This window comes from Pseudoalteromonas shioyasakiensis (genome assembly GCF_019134595.1).
Taxonomy (GTDB): Bacteria; Pseudomonadota; Gammaproteobacteria; order Enterobacterales; family Alteromonadaceae; genus Pseudoalteromonas; species Pseudoalteromonas shioyasakiensis_A.
On the sequence record NZ_CP077770.1, the window covers coordinates 632,917 to 650,133 of the forward strand.

Consider the following 17,217-nt stretch of genomic DNA (forward strand, 5'->3'; position numbering starts at 1 on the left):
GCTTTTTTCAGAATTAGACTGGTTTGACCTTAATTCTGTTCGCGAGCAATTGCACGATAAGCGATATCAGTACGATATTCCATGCCTTCCCAGCTGATTTGTTCAACCAGTTTATAAGCACGTTGTTGCGCTTCGGTTACTGTGTTGCCAAGTGCAGTAGCACAAAGCACACGACCGCCAGCAGTTACAACGTTTTCGCCATCTTGCTTAGTACCTGCGTGGAATACTTTCTCACCTTCAGGGTAAGTAACTTGCAAGCCGCTGATTGCATCACCTTTCGGGTAGCTATCAGGGTAGCCTTTTGCTGCTAATACAACACCGACTGCTGCACGCGGGTCGAACTCGATTGCTGTTTTATCTAGTTCTTCACGGTTAGCCGCTTCGATAAGCTCAACAAGGTCAGACTTAAGACGAAGCATCATAGGTTGTGTTTCAGGGTCGCCAAAACGACAGTTGTATTCGATTACTTTTGGCGTACCATCAGCGGTGATCATTAAACCTGCGTATAAGAAACCTGTGTAAGGGTGGCCTTCTTTTGCCATACCTTCAACCGTTGGGTTGATCACTTCGTTCATAATACGTTGGTGAATTTCATCAGTCACCACTGGAGCCGGTGAGTATGCACCCATGCCACCAGTGTTTGGACCTTGGTCACCGTTGTAAGCGCGTTTGTGGTCTTGGCTAGTAGCGAATGGTAGTACGTTTTTGCCATCAACCATCACGATGAAAGAGGCTTCTTCGCCTTCTAAGAACTCTTCGATAACTACGCGGCTACCCGCTTCACCAAAGCTGTTGCCTGCAAGCATATCGCGGATAGCTTCTTCAGCTTCAAGCTCAGTCATTGCAACGATAACGCCTTTACCTGCTGCTAAGCCATCAGCTTTAATTACAATAGGCGCACCTTTTTCTTTTAGGTAAGCAAGTGCAGGATCGATTTGTTCAAACGTTTGGTAGTCAGCAGTTGGAATGTCGTGACGTGCTAAGAAGTCTTTAGTGAATGACTTAGAGCCTTCTAGCTGTGCAGCACCTGCTGTTGGGCCGAAGATAGCTAAACCGTTTTCACGGAAAGTATCAACGACACCTAAAACAAGCGGTACTTCTGGACCAACAATAGTTAACTCAACGTTGTTTTCTTTAGCAAAAGTAACTAAACCTGCTAGGTCTTCAACGTTGATAGCTACGTTTTCAAGTTTTGGCTCTAGTGCAGTACCTGCGTTACCAGGAGCAACGAAAACGGTGTTTACTTTAGTATTTTGTGCAGCCTTAAACGCAAGAGCGTGTTCGCGGCCGCCACTGCCGATGACAAGTACATTCATGGCGTATAATCCTATTTATAGCGGTTTTTTAAACTTCAGCGTCATACGATCACTCTCACCAATCGCTTTATATTTAGCAGCGTCTTTTTCGTCAAGTGCTAAACGTGGTGGTAGTGTCCACACCCCTTTAGGGTGATCCGCTGTATCAAGAGGGTTTGCATTAATGTCACTGCTTGCCACTAGTTCAAAGCCAGCTTGCTTTGCAATTTCAATTACATAGCTTTGCTTCATATAACCTGATGATTTCTGATCTTCATCGCTGCGCGCTTCAGGTAGGCGGTGTTCAACCACACCTAAAGTGCCGCCTGGTTTAAGTGCTTTATAAAATGCTTTAAACGCACTTAACGCGCCTTCTTTATCTTTACCCATGTACCAGTTGTGTACATTTCTAAATGTTAAGACAAGATCTGCGCTACCCGCTGGTGCAATATCAAGATGTGTTACTGGCGCAAATTCAGTTAGTTTAACTTCACTGAAGCGTGCGTCATCGCTCATCTTTTTATTAAAACCAGCTAATGAACGTTGGTAATAACCCACGTCAGAATCAGCAGGGAAATGTGCCGCGTAGTAAACACCATGGCCTTTTACAGCTGGCGCAAGAATTTCGCTGTACCAACCACCGCCAGGTGCAATTTCAACAACTGTCATGTTTGGCTTAAAGCCAAAGAACTCAAGAGTCTCAACTGGATGGCGATATTGATCACGTGCGCTATTTTTAGCATCACGTTCGCTTGATTGCACGGCTTGTGTAAGCGCTGATTCATGAGAATGGCTTAAAGCCTGTGCTGATGTCAGTGCTAGGCTGGCAACGAGTAACGATTTTACGGCAAATTTCATCATCTGTTCCTTCATTATATGGGTAATTATTATTATTAATCAGAATACGTGAATTTGTGGCAAACAAAAAGGGTTAAGCTATTTGCTTAACCCTTTATGTGATTAGTGGCGGAAATGGCGCATACCTGTAAATACCATTGCCATACCAGCTTCGTCAGCTGCAGCGATAACTTCTTCATCGCGCATTGAACCACCTGGTTGAATAACAGCGGTGATGCCAGCCTCTGCTGCTGCATCAATACCGTCACGGAATGGGAAGAATGCATCAGATGCCATAACTGAACCTTTAACTTCTAGGTTTTCGTCAGCAGCTTTGATACCTGCAATTTTCGCAGAGTAAACGCGGCTCATTTGACCTGCGCCTACACCAATCGTCATACCATCACGTGCATAAACAATCGCGTTAGACTTAACGAATTTAGCTACTTTCCAGCAGAATAATAAATCTTTTAATTCTTGCTCAGTTGGTTGACGCTTAGATACAACTTTAAGGTCGCCTTGCGTTACCATGCCTAGGTCGCGGTCTTGAACTAGAATACCGCCATTAACACGCTTGATGTCGTGACCTGTTGCATTTCCAGACCATTCACCACATTCTAATAAGCGTACGTTTTGCTTAGCAGATACGATTTGGGCTGCAGCTTCAGATACTTTAGGTGCAATGATAACTTCAACGAATTGACGAGCAACAATTGCTTCAGCTGTGTCTGCATCAAGCTCTTTGTTGAATGCGATGATGCCACCAAATGCTGATGTAGGGTCAGTTTTGAATGCGCGATCATAGGCTTCAAGAATGTTGTCACCAATTGACACACCACAAGGGTTCGCATGTTTTACGATAACACACGCTGGTACGTCGAATTCTTTTACACACTCTAATGCTGCGTCAGTGTCAGCAATGTTATTGTAAGAAAGTGCTTTACCTTGCAGTTGAACCGCCGTTGCAACAGATGCTTCAGTTAGGTCGTTTTCAACATAAAAAGCTGCGTCTTGGTGTGAGTTTTCACCGTAGCGCATATCTTGCTTTTTAGTGAACTGCATGTTGATAGTGCGTGGGAACTTAGTCTCTTCAGCAGCTTCCTCTGTGTAGTCAGGAACCATTTTGCCGAAGTAGTTTGCAATCATACCATCGTACTGAGCTGTGTGCTCGTAAGCGGCAATAGCTAGATCAAAACGTGTTTTATACGTTGTTGAACCGTTGTTGCTTTGCATTTCGCTGATCACACGGTCGTAATCTTTTGCATTAACTACGATAGTTACGTCTTTATGGTTTTTCGCTGCAGCGCGAACCATAGTTGGACCACCGATATCAATGTTTTCAATCGCATCTTCTAGGCTGCAGTCTTCTTTCGCAACAGTGTTTGCGAAGGGGTATAAGTTAACTACAACGATATCGATAGCAGAGATGTTGTGATCCTCCATTACGTCTTCATCTTGACCGCGACGCGCTAGGATGCCGCCGTGAATTTTTGGATGAAGTGTTTTTACGCGACCATCCATGATCTCAGGGTGACCAGTATGGTCAGATACTTCAGTGACTTTGATGCCGTTATCAGCAAGTAATTTGCAAGTACCGCCAGTTGATAAAATATCCACGCCTTGTGCTTCAAGAGCGCGAGCAAATTCAACGATACCGGTTTTATCTGACACACTTAATAGTGCGCGACGAATTGGACGATGTGTATCCATTGTAGTTTTGATTACCTCAATGTTTGAGCTAGCTTAGAAAGGCGGTATTTTAACTGAATCTGCTTTAAAAAACGACGTTTAAAGCGTGAGGATTTTGCATAGTTTTTAACAGCTATAAAAAAAGCACCCTAAGGTGCTTTTTTCAAATAACTTATTACCAGTTACTATGAAGCTGTAAGCAATTATAACGATAGCTCGTTAGAATGATTACCGTTCAATATAACTGGTATTAGTTCATGCCGTACTTTTTAAGTTTCTTACGTAAAGTACCACGGTTGATACCTAGTAAGATTGCAGCACGAGTTTGGTTACCACGCGTGTACGTCATTACTTCTTCAAGTAATGGTGCTTCTAGCTCAGAAAGAACAAGGTCGTATACGTCTTGTACGTCTTGACCATTAAGTTGCTTTAAGTAGTGATGAACAGCTTTTTTCACTGCATCACGCAACGGCTGTGGTTTCTCGTGTGACTGTACATGAGGGTTTGTGATAAATGGAGAAGTCACGTTTTGTTCGAACATCGTTATATGTCTCTTTCTTTCTTAGTTAGCTGCTAGTGTTTTAAAGTATTCTTCTAATGCGTCGACTTGTGCCTGTGGGTTATCTAACGCATTAAATACTCGCCTAAACTGACCGTCACTGTCATGGGTTTGCAAATACCAAGATACATGCTTTCGAGCGATACGCGCTCCCATTGACTCCCCGTAAAACTGATGAAGATTGTCTAAATGCTCCATCAAAATGCTACGCACTTCTGAAATTTCAGGTGCTGGCAAATGTTCTCCAGTTCGCAAATAGTGGTCTATCTCCCTAAAAATCCAAGGGCGACCTTGGGCGGCTCGACCAATCATAATGGCATCTGCACCCGTATAATCCAAAACCTGCTTTGCTTTTTCTGGTGAAGTAATATCACCATTAGCAACGACAGGGATAGACACTGAACGTTTTATTTCCCTAATTGTGGCGTACTCTGCTTCACCTTTATACATACATGCGCGCGTTCGCCCATGTACTGCCAGTGAAGCAATGCCATAACGTTCAGCTATTCTCGCAATCTCGACACCATTACGGTTATCCTGATCCCATCCGGTACGGATTTTTAAAGTGACAGGGACATCGACAGCATTAACAACGGCATCGAGTATCTCTTGTACTAATTCAGGAAACTGTAATAAGGCTGAGCCTGCGAGTTTCTTATTCACTTTTTTAGCTGGGCACCCCATATTAATATCTATGATCTGTGCACCATTGCTGACATTGAATTGTGCTGCCTGTGCCATAAGCTCAGGATCGGCTCCGGCGATTTGCACCGAACGAATTCCCGACTCACCGCTGTGATCCATACGGTTCATCGATTTTTCGGTTTTCCATACTTTCGGGTTTGACGAGAGCATTTCAGAAACAGCAAGGCCCGCACCTAAGCGACGGCAAAGTTGTCTAAATGGTCTGTCTGTAATGCCTGCCATTGGCGCGACAATTACATTGTTCTCAAGTTGGTATGAACCGATACGCACTGTTATTCAATTGGCCTCTTTTCAAGGGGCGCTAAGTTTACGGCTTTTTGAGCAAAAATCAAAGGCTATAAATTGAACAAAAGTGACTTTTTTTTGCCCTTTTTGTATTGACTTTTGATAACAGTTTGAAGGGCTGGTTGATTTGTTTGATATTTGAACAGAAAAATTTTTACTCACAAAAAAGTGAGAAACTACTAACTGTAAAAATAAGGTAAAGCCTGTTAAATACTGGCTTTACCTATTATTTTTGAGTAAATGCTCTAGCGCTATTTAGGCTTTCTTGATGCCGCTTACTCGGGTCCATTCACCCTCAACAGCCACTTCATCAAGTGCTAAAAATGGGGCATAAACATCGGCTACAGACTGAGCTTGCTCTTCTAAAATACCTGACATAGCAATTTTACCATTCGGTTTTAAAAGACCTAAAATCACTTCATGTAGTTCGCGAAGTGGTTGCGCTAAGATGTTTGCAACCACAATATCGGTTGTAAACTCTGGTTGATTTTCAGGTAAGTACACTTCAAGCTTATCTGCAACGCCATTACGTTTTGCATTATCACGGCTTGCTTCAAGGGCTTGAGGATCAATATCGATACCGATCATGCGCTCTGCACCGAGTTTGATCGCCGCAATTCCTAAAATACCCGAGCCACAACCAAAGTCGACCACAGTTTTACCTGTTAAATCTTGGCTTTCTAGCCATTTCAAACAAAGTGCAGTGGTTGCGTGCGTCCCTGTGCCAAAAGCAAGGCCTGGGTCGAGTAATACATTAACCGCATCAGGATCCGGAATATCGCGCCAACTTGGACAGATCCATAAGCGCTCACCAAATTGAATTGGGTGGAAGTTATCCATCCACTCTCGCTCCCAATCTTTATCTTCAAGCTGTTCAATTTTATAAACAAGCTTATCGGCGAGTGTTGCTTCAGCATTTAATGTTGCTACAACGCTGTCCATATCGTGGTTAGCGTCATACAGGCCAATCACTGTGGTATCAGCCCATAACTGCACAGTACCAAGCTTTGGCTCATAAATAGGGGTATCTTTGGCATCAACATAGGTGACTGAGGCACTACCAGTGTCCATGAGTAAGTCGCTGATTAATTCTGCGTTGTCTGCATTTGCGTTGATGCGAATTTGGATCCAAGCCATGAATATCTCTCGAATAGAAAAAAGGCCGCAACAGCGGCCTTTTAGTTAATAACGCGATACTAAATTACTTAGCATCTAAGAAGCTTTTCAGTAAGTCAGAGCGAGAAGGGTGACGTAATTTACGTAACGCTTTCGCTTCAATTTGACGGATACGCTCACGTGTTACGTCAAATTGTTTACCTACTTCTTCTAATGTATGGTCAGTGTTCATGTCGATACCGAAACGCATACGTAGTACTTTAGCTTCACGTGCTGTTAAGCCCGCTAGTACGTCGTTTGTTGCGCCACGTAATGATTCCATGGTTGCAGAATCAATAGGTGAATCGATAGTGGTATCTTCAATGAAGTCACCTAAATGCGAATCTTCATCATCACCGATTGGTGTTTCCATTGAAATTGGCTCTTTAGCGATCTTAAGTACCTTACGGATCTTGTCTTCAGGCATTAACATACGCTCAGCTAATTCTTCTGGGCTCGGCTCACGACCCATTTCTTGTAGCATTTGACGAGAGATACGGTTTAACTTGTTGATCGTCTCAATCATGTGCACAGGAATACGGATGGTACGTGCTTGGTCAGCAATCGAACGCGTGATTGCTTGACGGATCCACCATGTTGCATAAGTTGAGAACTTATAACCACGGCGGTATTCGAACTTATCAACCGCTTTCATTAGACCAATATTACCTTCTTGGATAAGGTCTAAGAACTGTAAACCACGGTTGGTGTATTTTTTCGCAATTGAAATTACAAGACGTAAGTTCGCTTCAACCATTTCTTTCTTCGCACGGCGAGCTTTTGCTTCACCAATACTCATGCGGCGGTTGATATCTTTAATTCGTTCTATGCTAAGACCCGTGCTTTCTTCAATAGCACTTAATTTACTGATACAACGAATGATTTCTGGTTTAACTGTTTCAAGTGCTACAGAGTATTTCTCGTTAGCAGCAATTTCAAGGTCAATCCAGCTACTATCTGTTTCGTTGTTTGCAAAGTGCTTGATGAAGTTCTTTTTCGGTAATTTAGCAATTTGTACAGCTTGCTTCATGATGATACGTTCTTGTACACGAACACGGTCCATCATTTCACGCATGTTGTTAACCATGCGGTCAAACTGTTTTGGCACTAATTTAAATGTTTTAAATAGTTCGCCGATTTCTGTAATAGCTTCAAGTGAATCAGGGTGTGAGCGACCTTTTTCTTCGAACGTCTCGCGTGCTTTGTTATAAAGCTCACGTAAGTTTTCGAAGTGAATACGGGCTTCTTCAGGATCTGGACCTGTGTCGCCATCGCTATCATCATCGTCATCACTGTCGTCTTCTTCATCATCGTCTTCGTCGTCTTCGTCGTCGAGTTGCTCTTCGTTTAACTCAGAACCGATGTGTGTTGCAGAAATTTGTGATTCATCTTCATTATTAGGATCAAAGAAACCAGAAATAATGTCGCTCAAGCGCATTTCTTCTGCTTCGAATTTGTCCCATTGCTCTAGTAGATAAGTAATTGCTTCAGGATATTCAGCAACTGAAATCTGTACTTGGTTAATACCTTCCTCAATACGCTTAGCGATTACAATTTCGCCTTCACGCGTAAGAAGTTCAACAGTACCCATTTCACGCATATACATACGTACAGGGTCAGTTGTTCGACCGATCTCTTTTTCTACAGTCGCAAGTGCAGCTGCCGCGGCTTCTGCTGCGTCTTCGTCTGTCGTTGTTTCTTGCATCATTAATTCATCGGCATCAGGTGCGTTTTCACTTACCTTGATACCCATATCATTAATCATGCTAATGATATCTTCTACCTGATCTGAGTCGATAATGTCTTGTGGAAGGTGATCATTAACTTCTGCAAAAGTTAAATAACCTTGCTCTTTACCTTTTTGAATCAGAAGCTTTAATTGTGACTGAGGAGTTGGATCCATAGAGATTTATTCTTCCACTCTGAAAGTTGATACAACAGGCGCCAGCTCGCTTACTAATTAAGCGACACGAAAACTAACTAGACGCAGTGAATAGCACAGTATAACAGCATTATTCAATTCTGACTAGCTGTTGCTGCCTTTTAACGCTTGCGTCAGTAAGTGGCATTCTAGCCTTTCTTCGCTGCTTAAGCCTTGGGTCTTGTCTTTTATTAATAGGGTCTCTAGTCGATAATTTAAACACTGGTCTTCAATAAATTTAAAAGTATTTTTAAAAACCGTCTCTAAACGATCGTCATTTATTTGGTGTTGCCAAGTTGCTAATTTCACTAGCGCGTCATATTCAGCGCCATCTCTAAATGACTCTAAAATTTGTGCCGTCGTGATTCCTTCACGTTCTAGTGCTAAGTGCTGAATGCGTAAAAACAGCTCAATACCGGCTATTTTCATCTCAGCTAACTCTGGCATATAAGCAATGCTGGTCGCCAAATTTGGGTGTTGCAATAAAATACCAATCGCTTGGCGCATCGGTGTTATTTTAAACTTACGTTCAATCGCATGCTGTTGCTTGGGTGACTTAACGCGATTATTTAACTGCTCTCTTGTACGACCTATTAAGCGGCCAAGATGTTCCAAAATATTTTCTTGGTAAAAATCACTAGGGATTTTTTCAATCAACGGCAGGGCATCACTAAGGAGCTTTGCTTTACCCGCGTCTTGTGTCAGGTCTATCTCTTGGCTGAGTTTATTAAACAGCACCTTAGTAAAATCATCCGCTTCGCTTAACCTAGCTTCAAAAGCGTCTTTGCCTTCTTGTTGTACCAGTGAATCAGGATCTTCACCATCTGGTAAAAACACAAATTTTAATGACTTACCATCAGCAAGATAAGGCAGTGCATTCTCAAGAGCTCGCCAAGCAGCATCGCGGCCTGCACGGTCACCGTCGTAGCAGCAAATCACTTTATCTGTGGTTCTAAATAAAGTGTGCATATGTTCTGCGGTCGTTGCTGTGCCAAGGGCGGCAACGGCATATTCGATGCCTTGCTCAGCTAAAGCAACAACATCCATATAACCTTCAACAATTAGAATATGTTCAAGTTTTTTATGTGCTTGCTTGGCTTCGTATAAACCATAAAGCTCAAAGCCCTTATGGAAAATACGGGTTTCTGGTGAGTTAAGGTATTTAGGCCCTTGATCCGCTTGCATAACACGGCCACCAAATGCAATCACCCGACCGCGTTTATCGCGAATAGGGAACATGAGCCTGTCACGGAAGAAGTCAAATTGACGACCTGGTGATTTTTCAGAGGCTAGTTTCAGTTCAACAAGCTGCTCTTTTTGTTCTTTGTTGCGGCCAAGTTGCTGGCATAGTGCTTCCCATTCACTAGGCGCATAACCAATCATGAATTTTTTCGCTGTTTCACCGCTTAAACCACGACCTTTGATATAGTCGATAACCGTTTTCGAGTTGGCATGATGCTTTAATTGATGTTGGTAAAAGCGAGCAGCATGTAACATTAAATCGTAATCAGATCGCTTTTGTTCGGCTGTACGTTGTGGGCCTGAGCTTGTACCTTGTTCGCGAGGTACGTCTAAATTGAGCATACTCGCTAATTCTTCAATGGCATCAACGAACTCTAATTTGTCGTACTCCATGACAAATGAAATTGCATTGCCATTGGCACCACAACCAAAGCAGTGATAAAACTGTTTATCTTGAGAAACGGTAAATGAAGGTGATTTTTCGTTATGGAATGGGCAACAGGCTTGGTAGTCTTTACCTGCTTTTTTAAGGCCAACTCTCGAATCAATTAACTCAACAATATCTGTGCGAGCGAGTAAATCATCAATAAACTGTCGAGGGATCTTTCCGGCCATAGCTGTTGTATTTTCCTGCGCTATCTATGCGTTCTAAAATAAGATTTGAACACAATTACTGTGTTTATGAAAGACTAAAAGCAAGAAACCGAGCACTAGGCTCGGTTTGCTTGAATCATACATCTGTATGTGGGGGTTAGGCAGTTAATCGTTGCTTGATTAAGCCAGAAATCTTACCTAAATCGGCACGACCTTCAGCTTTGCTTTTGATAACTCCCATTACCTTACCCATGTCTTGCATACCCGCTGCGTTTGTATCAGCTATAGCCGAGTCAATAAGAGCAATGATTTCTTCTTCACTCAATTGTTGAGGTAAGAATTCTTCAAGTGCTTTAATCTCACTGGCTTCAATTTCAGCTAAATCTTCACGACCCGCATCAATGTACTGGGTGTAAGAATCGCGACGTTGTTTAACAAGCTTTACTAAAACAGCGGTAATACCGTCGTCGTCAAGCGTAATTTGCTCGTCAATTTCACGTTGCTTGATTGCAGCAAGTACCATGCGGATAGGCTTAAGACGTTCTTTGTCTTTTGCCTTCATCGCATCTTTTTGCGCATCTTTTAGCGTTAATAAAAGGCTCATTTATACAAGACCAAATACTGATTAGTATAATTTAACGCGACGTGCGTTATCGCGAGAAAGCTTCTTCATGTGACGCTTTACTGCAGCAGCTTTTTTACGCTTACGCTCAGCTGTTGGTTTTTCATAGTGCTCGCGACGACGAACTTCTGAAAGGATACCTGCTTTTTCACATGAACGCTTGAAGCGACGAAGTGCTACGTCAAACGGTTCGTTCTCTCTTACTTTAATTACTGGCATTAAAAATTCACCTACCTAAATAATGAGCGTTGCTCAAGTTGATCGAATAACGACCAAGTGGTTCAAAAATGGTGCGGTATTGTAATCCGAAGCAACACCACATGTAAAGAATAATATTAACAGAAACTAGGTTTGCAAAACAGGGTTAATTTGTCTCGCGTTGATATAGTCGACAAATCACTTGTCCGGCAGCTTTTTCTTTTAAAAGCATCCAGTTATCTGGAGTATCTAGGTCGCTTAGTTCGCTTTCGACCTCAACATATATAAGTGCTTGGGCAGATAACCAGTTATTTTTTTCGAGTAAAAAACAACTTTTTTCAGCCAAGTTTTGTCGAAATGGCGGATCAACAAAAATTAGATCAAATTGCTCGTTTTGCGTGTTTTGTTCTAATAATGAAAGGCTATTGCCTTGTTTTACGACGGCATTATCCAATTTAAGCGTGCTAATGTTTTCTTTTAGTTGGCTAACAGCACTTTTATCTAGTTCGAAAAATACAGCATGATCAGCAAAGCGCGATAACGCCTCAAAACCTAAACCGCCGGAACCGGCAAAACAATCGAGTACCGCTGCGCCTCGGGTATCTTGCATTAGCCAGTTAAATACAGTTTCTTTTATACGGTCTGTGGTTGGGCGCAAGCCTTGCACATCTTTTACTGGTAATTTTCTACCGCGAAATTGCCCACTAATAATACGAATAAAACCATTTGCTGATTTATTGTTCGCTGCTTTTGCTTGGCGGTTAGCTGTTGATTTTTTTCTCATTTAACTCACTAATCATTGGTAACTGACCACTAGCTCAGATAATATTGTATGCAATAGCTAGCGTGTCATTTTTCTACTGCGCTAAAAGTGATAGTATTGCGACCTTAGCGATAGATGGTACCTGTTTATGTTTGGCTTAAAAGCTGAACTGTCACCAAACTATTATTCATGTAAGTTTATCAGATTTTTATAAGTGGTTATTAGCAAGTATGGCAAAAAAAAGTAAATTCCTGTCTTGGTTTGGTTTTGGCAAATCAGATAAGCAACAAGCAGAGCAAGCAGCAAAAGATGCTGATAACCAGAAGCAAATAGAAGAACAACAGCGAATTGAAGCCGAAAAGGCTGAAGCTGAACGTTTAGAGCAAGAACGCATTGCTGCAGAAAAAGCAGAAGCGGAACGTTTAGAGCAAGAGCGAATCGCTGCAGAAAAGGCAGAGGCTGAACGTTTAGAGCAAGAGCGCATTGCGACAGAAAAGGCAGAAGCTGAACGTTTAGAACAAGAACGCATTGCGGCAGAAAAGGCAGAAGCGGAACGTTTAGCTCAAGAGCAGCAAGCGGCTGAACAACAACGTCAAGAACAACAAGCACGTCTTGCTGAGCAAGAAGCAGCAATGAAATTGGAGCAAGAGCGTGCCGAAGCAGAACAGGCGCAGCGTGAAGCTGAGCAAGTTGCTGCACAGAAGGCACAAGCTGAGCGCTTAGAGCAAGAACGTATCGCCGCAGAAAAGGCAGAGGTGGAACGTGTAGAACAAGAGCGCATTGCGGCAGAAAAGGCAGAAGCTGAACGTTTAGCTCAAGAGCAACAAGCGGCAGAACAACAACTTCAAGAACAACAAGCTCGTCTTGCTGAGCAAGAAGCAGCAATGAAATTAGAGCAAGAACGTGCTGCAGCAGAACAGGCGCAGCGTGAAGCTGAGCAAGTTGCTGCACAGAAGGCACAAGCTGAACGTTTAGAGCAAGAACGCATTGCGGCAGAAAGACGCGATGCTGAACGTATAGAACAAGAACGTATCGCGGCAGAAAAGGAAGAAGCGGAGCGCTTAGAACAAGAACGCATTGCTGCAGAAAGACGCGATGCTGAACGTATAGAGCAAGAACGTATTGCTGCAGAGAAAGCAGAGGCGGATCGTTTAGAACAAGAACGTATTGCTGCAGAAAAAGCAGAAGCGGATCGTCTAGAGCAAGAACGAATTGCTGCAGAGAAGGCAGAAGCTGCTCGCTTAGAGCAAGAACGTATCGCAGCAGAAAAGTCCGAGGCAGAACGTTTAGAGCAAGAACGTATCGCGGCAGAAAAAGCACAAGCGGAGCGCTTAGAGCAAGAGCGTATTGCAGCTGAAAAAGCAGAAGCTGAACGTTTAGAGCAAGAACGCATTGCTGCAGAAAAAGCACAAGCGGAGCGCTTAGAGCAAGAGCGTATTGCAGCTGAAAAAGCAGAAGCTGAACGTTTAGAGCAAGAACGTATCGCGGCAGAAAAAGCACAAGCGGAGCGCTTAGAGCAAGAGAAAGCAGCGCAAGCCGCTGCTGAAAAACCAAAGAAAGAAGGTTTCTTCGCACGCCTTAAAAAAGGCCTATTAAAAACTCGCGTTAATATTGGTTCTGGCTTTGCGTCTATATTTAGCGGTAAGAAAATTGACGATGAGTTATTTGAAGAATTAGAAACACAGTTACTGACAGCCGATTTAGGTGTTGATACAACAATGAAGTTGATTGATAACCTAACTGATGCCGCTGATCGTAAGCAGTTAAAAGATGGCGATGCTTTATACGAGTTAATGAAACAAGAAATGGCAAGTATGCTTAAAACCGCTGAGCAGCCGCTGGTTGTAAGTGGTGATAAAAAGCCATTTGTTATCTTAATGGTGGGTGTAAATGGTGTCGGTAAAACCACCACGATTGGTAAATTAGCGAAGCAGTTCCAAAGCGAAGGTAAGTCAGTGATGCTTGCTGCGGGTGATACCTTCCGCGCTGCGGCGGTTGAGCAGCTGCAAGTATGGGGTGAGCGTAATAGCATTCCTGTGATTGCTCAGCATACAGGTGCAGACAGTGCGTCAGTAGTATTTGATGCATTTCAGGCGGCAAAGGCTCGTAATGCTGATGTGTTAATCGCCGATACAGCAGGTCGCTTGCAAAATAAAGATAACCTAATGCAAGAGCTTGAAAAAATTGCCCGTGTAATGAAGAAAATTGACCCAGATGCGCCGCATGAAGTTATGCTAACTATAGATGCAGGTACAGGTCAAAACGCAATTAGCCAAGTTAAATTATTTAATGAATGTGTTGGTTTAACGGGCATTACTTTATCTAAACTTGATGGTACCGCTAAAGGTGGTGTGATTTTCGCTGTTGCTGATAAATTTAATATCCCAATTCGTTACATTGGTGTTGGTGAAGGTATTGATGATTTACGTACCTTTAATAGTAGTGACTTTATTGATGCACTATTTAGCCAAGACGAGGATGACGCATAATTAACTAAAGGGAGCTTGCTCCCTTTTTCGCTGCAAGATGATTGATAACTAAAATGATAAATTTTCAGCAAGTCAGTAAAACATACCCAGGTGGCCATCGTGCCCTTGAAAAAGTCAGCTTTCATATTAAGCCTGGCGAACTGGCCTTTTTAACTGGGCACAGTGGTGCAGGTAAAAGTACCCTATTGAAGCTTATTAGTTTGATGGAGCGTCCATCGGCAGGGCAGGTGCTTATTAATGGTGTTGATTTAAATGCTGTTAAATCACGCCAGATCCCTTATGTGCGTCGCGATATTGGTATCATCTTTCAGAATCACCGCTTACTAGAACGTTACTCAGTGTTTGATAATGTTGCCTTACCTTTGATTATTGAAGGTACGCACCACAAGCAAATAGCTAAGCGCGTTCACGGTGCGCTTGATAAAGTCGGGTTACTCGATAAAGCGAAGTGTAATCCAGCAACCTTATCAGGTGGTGAGCAGCAGCGTGTGGGTATTGCTCGCGCTATCGTTAATTCACCGCCAATCCTATTAGCCGATGAGCCAACCGGTAACTTAGACCCTGAGCTTTCGATGGACATATTACGTTTATTCGAAGACTTTAATAATCATGGTACAACCGTGCTGATTGCAACCCATGATATTGGCTTAATTGCGCGTATGCGTTATCGCAGTCTAACACTGAAAGATGGCCGTATGATTGACGATCCGTTAGCTGAGGGGGCACTATGAGTTTATTGTTTAAAAGCCGCAACAGCCAAAACGAACGTCAGAAAAAGTCATTTTTAGCAGTGCCTTATTTCTTCTTTATTAATCTTATTCGCCAAGGTGTGCACAGCCTCGGTGAAATGTGGCGAACGCCTTTAGCCTCATTGATGACCATTGCGGTATTGGGATTAAGCTTAACACTGCCAGCGACGCTTTATTTAGTGGTTAAAAATGTCTCGAAAGTGAGCAGTGGCTTTGAAGATGCTGCAGAGATTTCGTTGTTCGTAAAAGAAACTATGAGCGAACAGCAAACGCAAACCTTAGTTAAGCGTTTAGCACTCTACCCTGAGGTAGATAAAGTAGAGTTTATATCAAAGGGCGATGCCCTCACTGAATTTAAACAAGTATCAGGATTTGGCCAAGCACTTGAATATTTAGATGCGAACCCGTTACCTGATGTTGTTATCGTCACGCCGACAGCACGATACCGTCAGCCAAATACAGCAAAACAATTACTGCAAAAGCTTGAAGGCGAAAGAGAAGTGGATTTTGGTAAACTCGATATTGCTTGGCTTGAGCGATTAAATGCACTTTTAAGTTTATTAAAAGAAAGCGTGATCACTATTGCTCTACTATTATTAACCTCCGTCACCCTGATCATTGGTAATACTATCCGCTTATCAATCATGGATAAGAAAGATGAAATTCAGGTGATGAAGTTAGTTGGGGCGACAAATACCTTTATTCATGCACCATTTTTATGGACAGGGATTTGGTACGGTATTATTGGCGGTTTGTTCTCTTTTATTTGTGTTGCATTAATGATGTGGTGGCTTGGTGCTGCTGTAAGCGATGTTGCAGGTGTTTATGAAACCAGCTTTGACTTAATTGGTTTAACACTCACAGAGTTTGGCATTTTAGTCGCTCTTGCAACAGGCTTAGGATTTGTTGGTTCTTACCTATCAGTTAACCGCTACATAAAAGAAATTGAACCCGATAAAGTGTAACAATTCATTGTTACACTGCTCTTTTAGCGATAAATAGTAGTCGCTGTTAATTTATCAGAATATCACTCCAAGCTAGAATTCATCGCTTATTCAGCGTGTTAGCGTAAACTAAAAATAGATGCAAAAACCACTTGATTTGAACTTTAAAAAAGTTTTTAATTGAAGTTAGCACTCTCGCTTAAAGAGTGCTAAGATGGTTTCAAATGTTTATCACTGAGGTGAAAAATGAGTAAAGATTTATACGCAATGGCACTTACTGCAGGTCAACAGAGCGCAAGTATGGATGGCTACCTTCAAGCGGTTAGCACTATTCCTATGCTTGATGCAGAGAAAGAAAAGCAGTTGGCGACACGTCTTCAGGAAGAAGGTGATCTTGAAGCTGCGAAGCAACTCATTATGTCGCATCTACGCTTTGTTGCTCATATTGCGAAAAGCTATTCAGGTTATGGCTTACCGCAAGCTGATTTAATTCAGGAAGGTAACATCGGTCTGATGAAAGCGGTAAAACGTTTCGACCCAAGTGTAGGTGTTCGCTTAGTTTCATTCGCTGTTCACTGGATCAAAGCCGAAATTCATGAATACGTACTGAAAAACTGGCGTATCGTGAAAGTTGCAACAACAAAAGCGCAACGTAAATTATTCTTCAACCTACGTAAAAATAAAAAGCGTTTAGGTTGGTTCAACCAAGCTGAGGTTAGCACAGTTGCTAATGAGCTAGGTGTAAGTGAAAAAGAAGTACGTGAGATGGAATCACGTATGAGTGGCCAAGATATGGGCTTTGACTTAACGGGCGACGACAATGACGACGCACCGACAAGCACATACTCGCCAGTACAGTATTTAACAGATGGCAGTGCTGACCTTGCTGATGATATCGAAGAGCAGCAATGGCAAGAACAGTCTCATGCACGTTTATTCAGCGCGTTAAAAACGCTTGATGAACGTTCTCAAGACATCGTAAGTGCACGTTGGTTAGCTGACGATAAAGCAACATTACAAGAGCTTGCTGAGAAATATAACGTTTCAGCAGAGCGTGTTCGCCAGCTAGAAAAAACAGCAATGAAAAAACTGCAATCAGCGATGAGCTAATAGCAATCGCTATAGCAAACCATCTTTAGTAGACTACAAAGCCTCGCAAATGCGGGGCTT

15 protein-coding genes are annotated in these 17,217 nt (G+C 42.6%); 4 read left to right on the top strand and 11 right to left on the bottom strand.

The annotated features are described in order from the left end of the window. Positions 1-29: 29 nt before the first annotated feature. The 11 genes from purD to rsmD form a co-directional block, all read right to left on the bottom strand. Positions 30-1,316, bottom strand: a complete 1,287-nt coding sequence (gene purD / locus KQP93_RS03020) for a phosphoribosylamine--glycine ligase (RefSeq protein ID WP_175078475.1) — start codon at positions 1,314-1,316, stop codon at positions 30-32. Between the two features lie 15 nt (positions 1,317-1,331). Next, the gene (locus KQP93_RS03025; protein ID WP_217875770.1) at positions 1,332-2,153 is read right to left on the bottom strand and encodes a class I SAM-dependent methyltransferase; all 822 of its coding nucleotides are present in this window, start codon (positions 2,151-2,153) and stop codon (positions 1,332-1,334) included. A 102-nt stretch (positions 2,154-2,255) separates the two neighbouring features. Then, the gene (purH, locus tag KQP93_RS03030) at positions 2,256-3,842 is read right to left on the bottom strand and encodes a bifunctional phosphoribosylaminoimidazolecarboxamide formyltransferase/IMP cyclohydrolase (RefSeq protein WP_054560984.1); all 1,587 of its coding nucleotides are present in this window, start codon (positions 3,840-3,842) and stop codon (positions 2,256-2,258) included. A 229-nt stretch (positions 3,843-4,071) separates the two neighbouring features. Next, entirely contained in the window at positions 4,072-4,362 is a 291-nt protein-coding gene (gene fis, locus KQP93_RS03035) for a DNA-binding transcriptional regulator Fis (RefSeq protein ID WP_002957804.1), read from the bottom strand. A gap of 21 nt (positions 4,363-4,383) precedes the next feature. Next, the gene (gene dusB, locus KQP93_RS03040; RefSeq protein ID WP_217875771.1) at positions 4,384-5,355 is read right to left on the bottom strand and encodes a tRNA dihydrouridine synthase DusB; all 972 of its coding nucleotides are present in this window, start codon (positions 5,353-5,355) and stop codon (positions 4,384-4,386) included. Positions 5,356-5,625: 270 nt separating this feature from the next. Next, positions 5,626-6,507 (bottom strand): 50S ribosomal protein L11 methyltransferase, encoded by an 882-nt coding sequence (prmA, locus tag KQP93_RS03045; RefSeq protein WP_217875772.1) that lies wholly within the window; start codon positions 6,505-6,507, stop codon positions 5,626-5,628. Between the two features lie 64 nt (positions 6,508-6,571). Further along, the gene (gene rpoD, locus KQP93_RS03050) at positions 6,572-8,428 is read right to left on the bottom strand and encodes an RNA polymerase sigma factor RpoD (protein ID WP_217875773.1); all 1,857 of its coding nucleotides are present in this window, start codon (positions 8,426-8,428) and stop codon (positions 6,572-6,574) included. Between the two features lie 123 nt (positions 8,429-8,551). Continuing rightward, on the bottom strand, positions 8,552-10,303 hold the full coding sequence (gene dnaG / locus KQP93_RS03055; RefSeq protein ID WP_217875774.1) for a DNA primase: 1,752 nt from the start codon (positions 10,301-10,303) through the stop codon (positions 8,552-8,554). 136 nt (positions 10,304-10,439) lie between these two features. Next, entirely contained in the window at positions 10,440-10,886 is a 447-nt protein-coding gene (locus KQP93_RS03060) for a GatB/YqeY domain-containing protein (RefSeq protein ID WP_054551044.1), read from the bottom strand. Positions 10,887-10,907: 21 nt separating this feature from the next. After that, positions 10,908-11,123 carry a 30S ribosomal protein S21 gene (rpsU, locus tag KQP93_RS03065; RefSeq protein ID WP_002957797.1) on the bottom strand — a complete coding sequence of 72 codons (216 nt, stop codon included), beginning with the start codon at positions 11,121-11,123 and terminating at the stop codon, positions 10,908-10,910. Positions 11,124-11,268: 145 nt separating this feature from the next. After that, the gene (gene rsmD, locus KQP93_RS03070; protein WP_217875775.1) at positions 11,269-11,886 is read right to left on the bottom strand and encodes a 16S rRNA (guanine(966)-N(2))-methyltransferase RsmD; all 618 of its coding nucleotides are present in this window, start codon (positions 11,884-11,886) and stop codon (positions 11,269-11,271) included. Between the two features lie 209 nt (positions 11,887-12,095). On the opposite strand from rsmD, the gene ftsY reads away from it, so the two are divergent. The 4 genes from ftsY (at position 12,096) to rpoH (ending at position 17,157) form a co-directional block, all read left to right on the top strand. After that, positions 12,096-14,354, top strand: coding sequence for a signal recognition particle-docking protein FtsY (ftsY, locus tag KQP93_RS03075; RefSeq protein ID WP_217875776.1), 2,259 nt, complete (start codon positions 12,096-12,098; stop codon positions 14,352-14,354). Between the two features lie 53 nt (positions 14,355-14,407). Next, positions 14,408-15,085 (top strand): cell division ATP-binding protein FtsE, encoded by a 678-nt coding sequence (gene ftsE, locus KQP93_RS03080; RefSeq protein WP_054560978.1) that lies wholly within the window; start codon positions 14,408-14,410, stop codon positions 15,083-15,085. After that, a complete protein-coding gene (gene ftsX / locus KQP93_RS03085; protein ID WP_217875777.1) occupies positions 15,082-16,068 on the top strand; it encodes a permease-like cell division protein FtsX in 987 nt (328 codons plus the stop codon). Before ftsE ends, ftsX begins: the two co-directional genes overlap by 4 nt. 225 nt (positions 16,069-16,293) lie before the next feature. Beyond that, positions 16,294-17,157, top strand: coding sequence for an RNA polymerase sigma factor RpoH (gene rpoH, locus KQP93_RS03090; protein WP_054551048.1), 864 nt, complete (start codon positions 16,294-16,296; stop codon positions 17,155-17,157). The last annotated feature ends 60 nt before the right edge of the window (positions 17,158-17,217 follow it).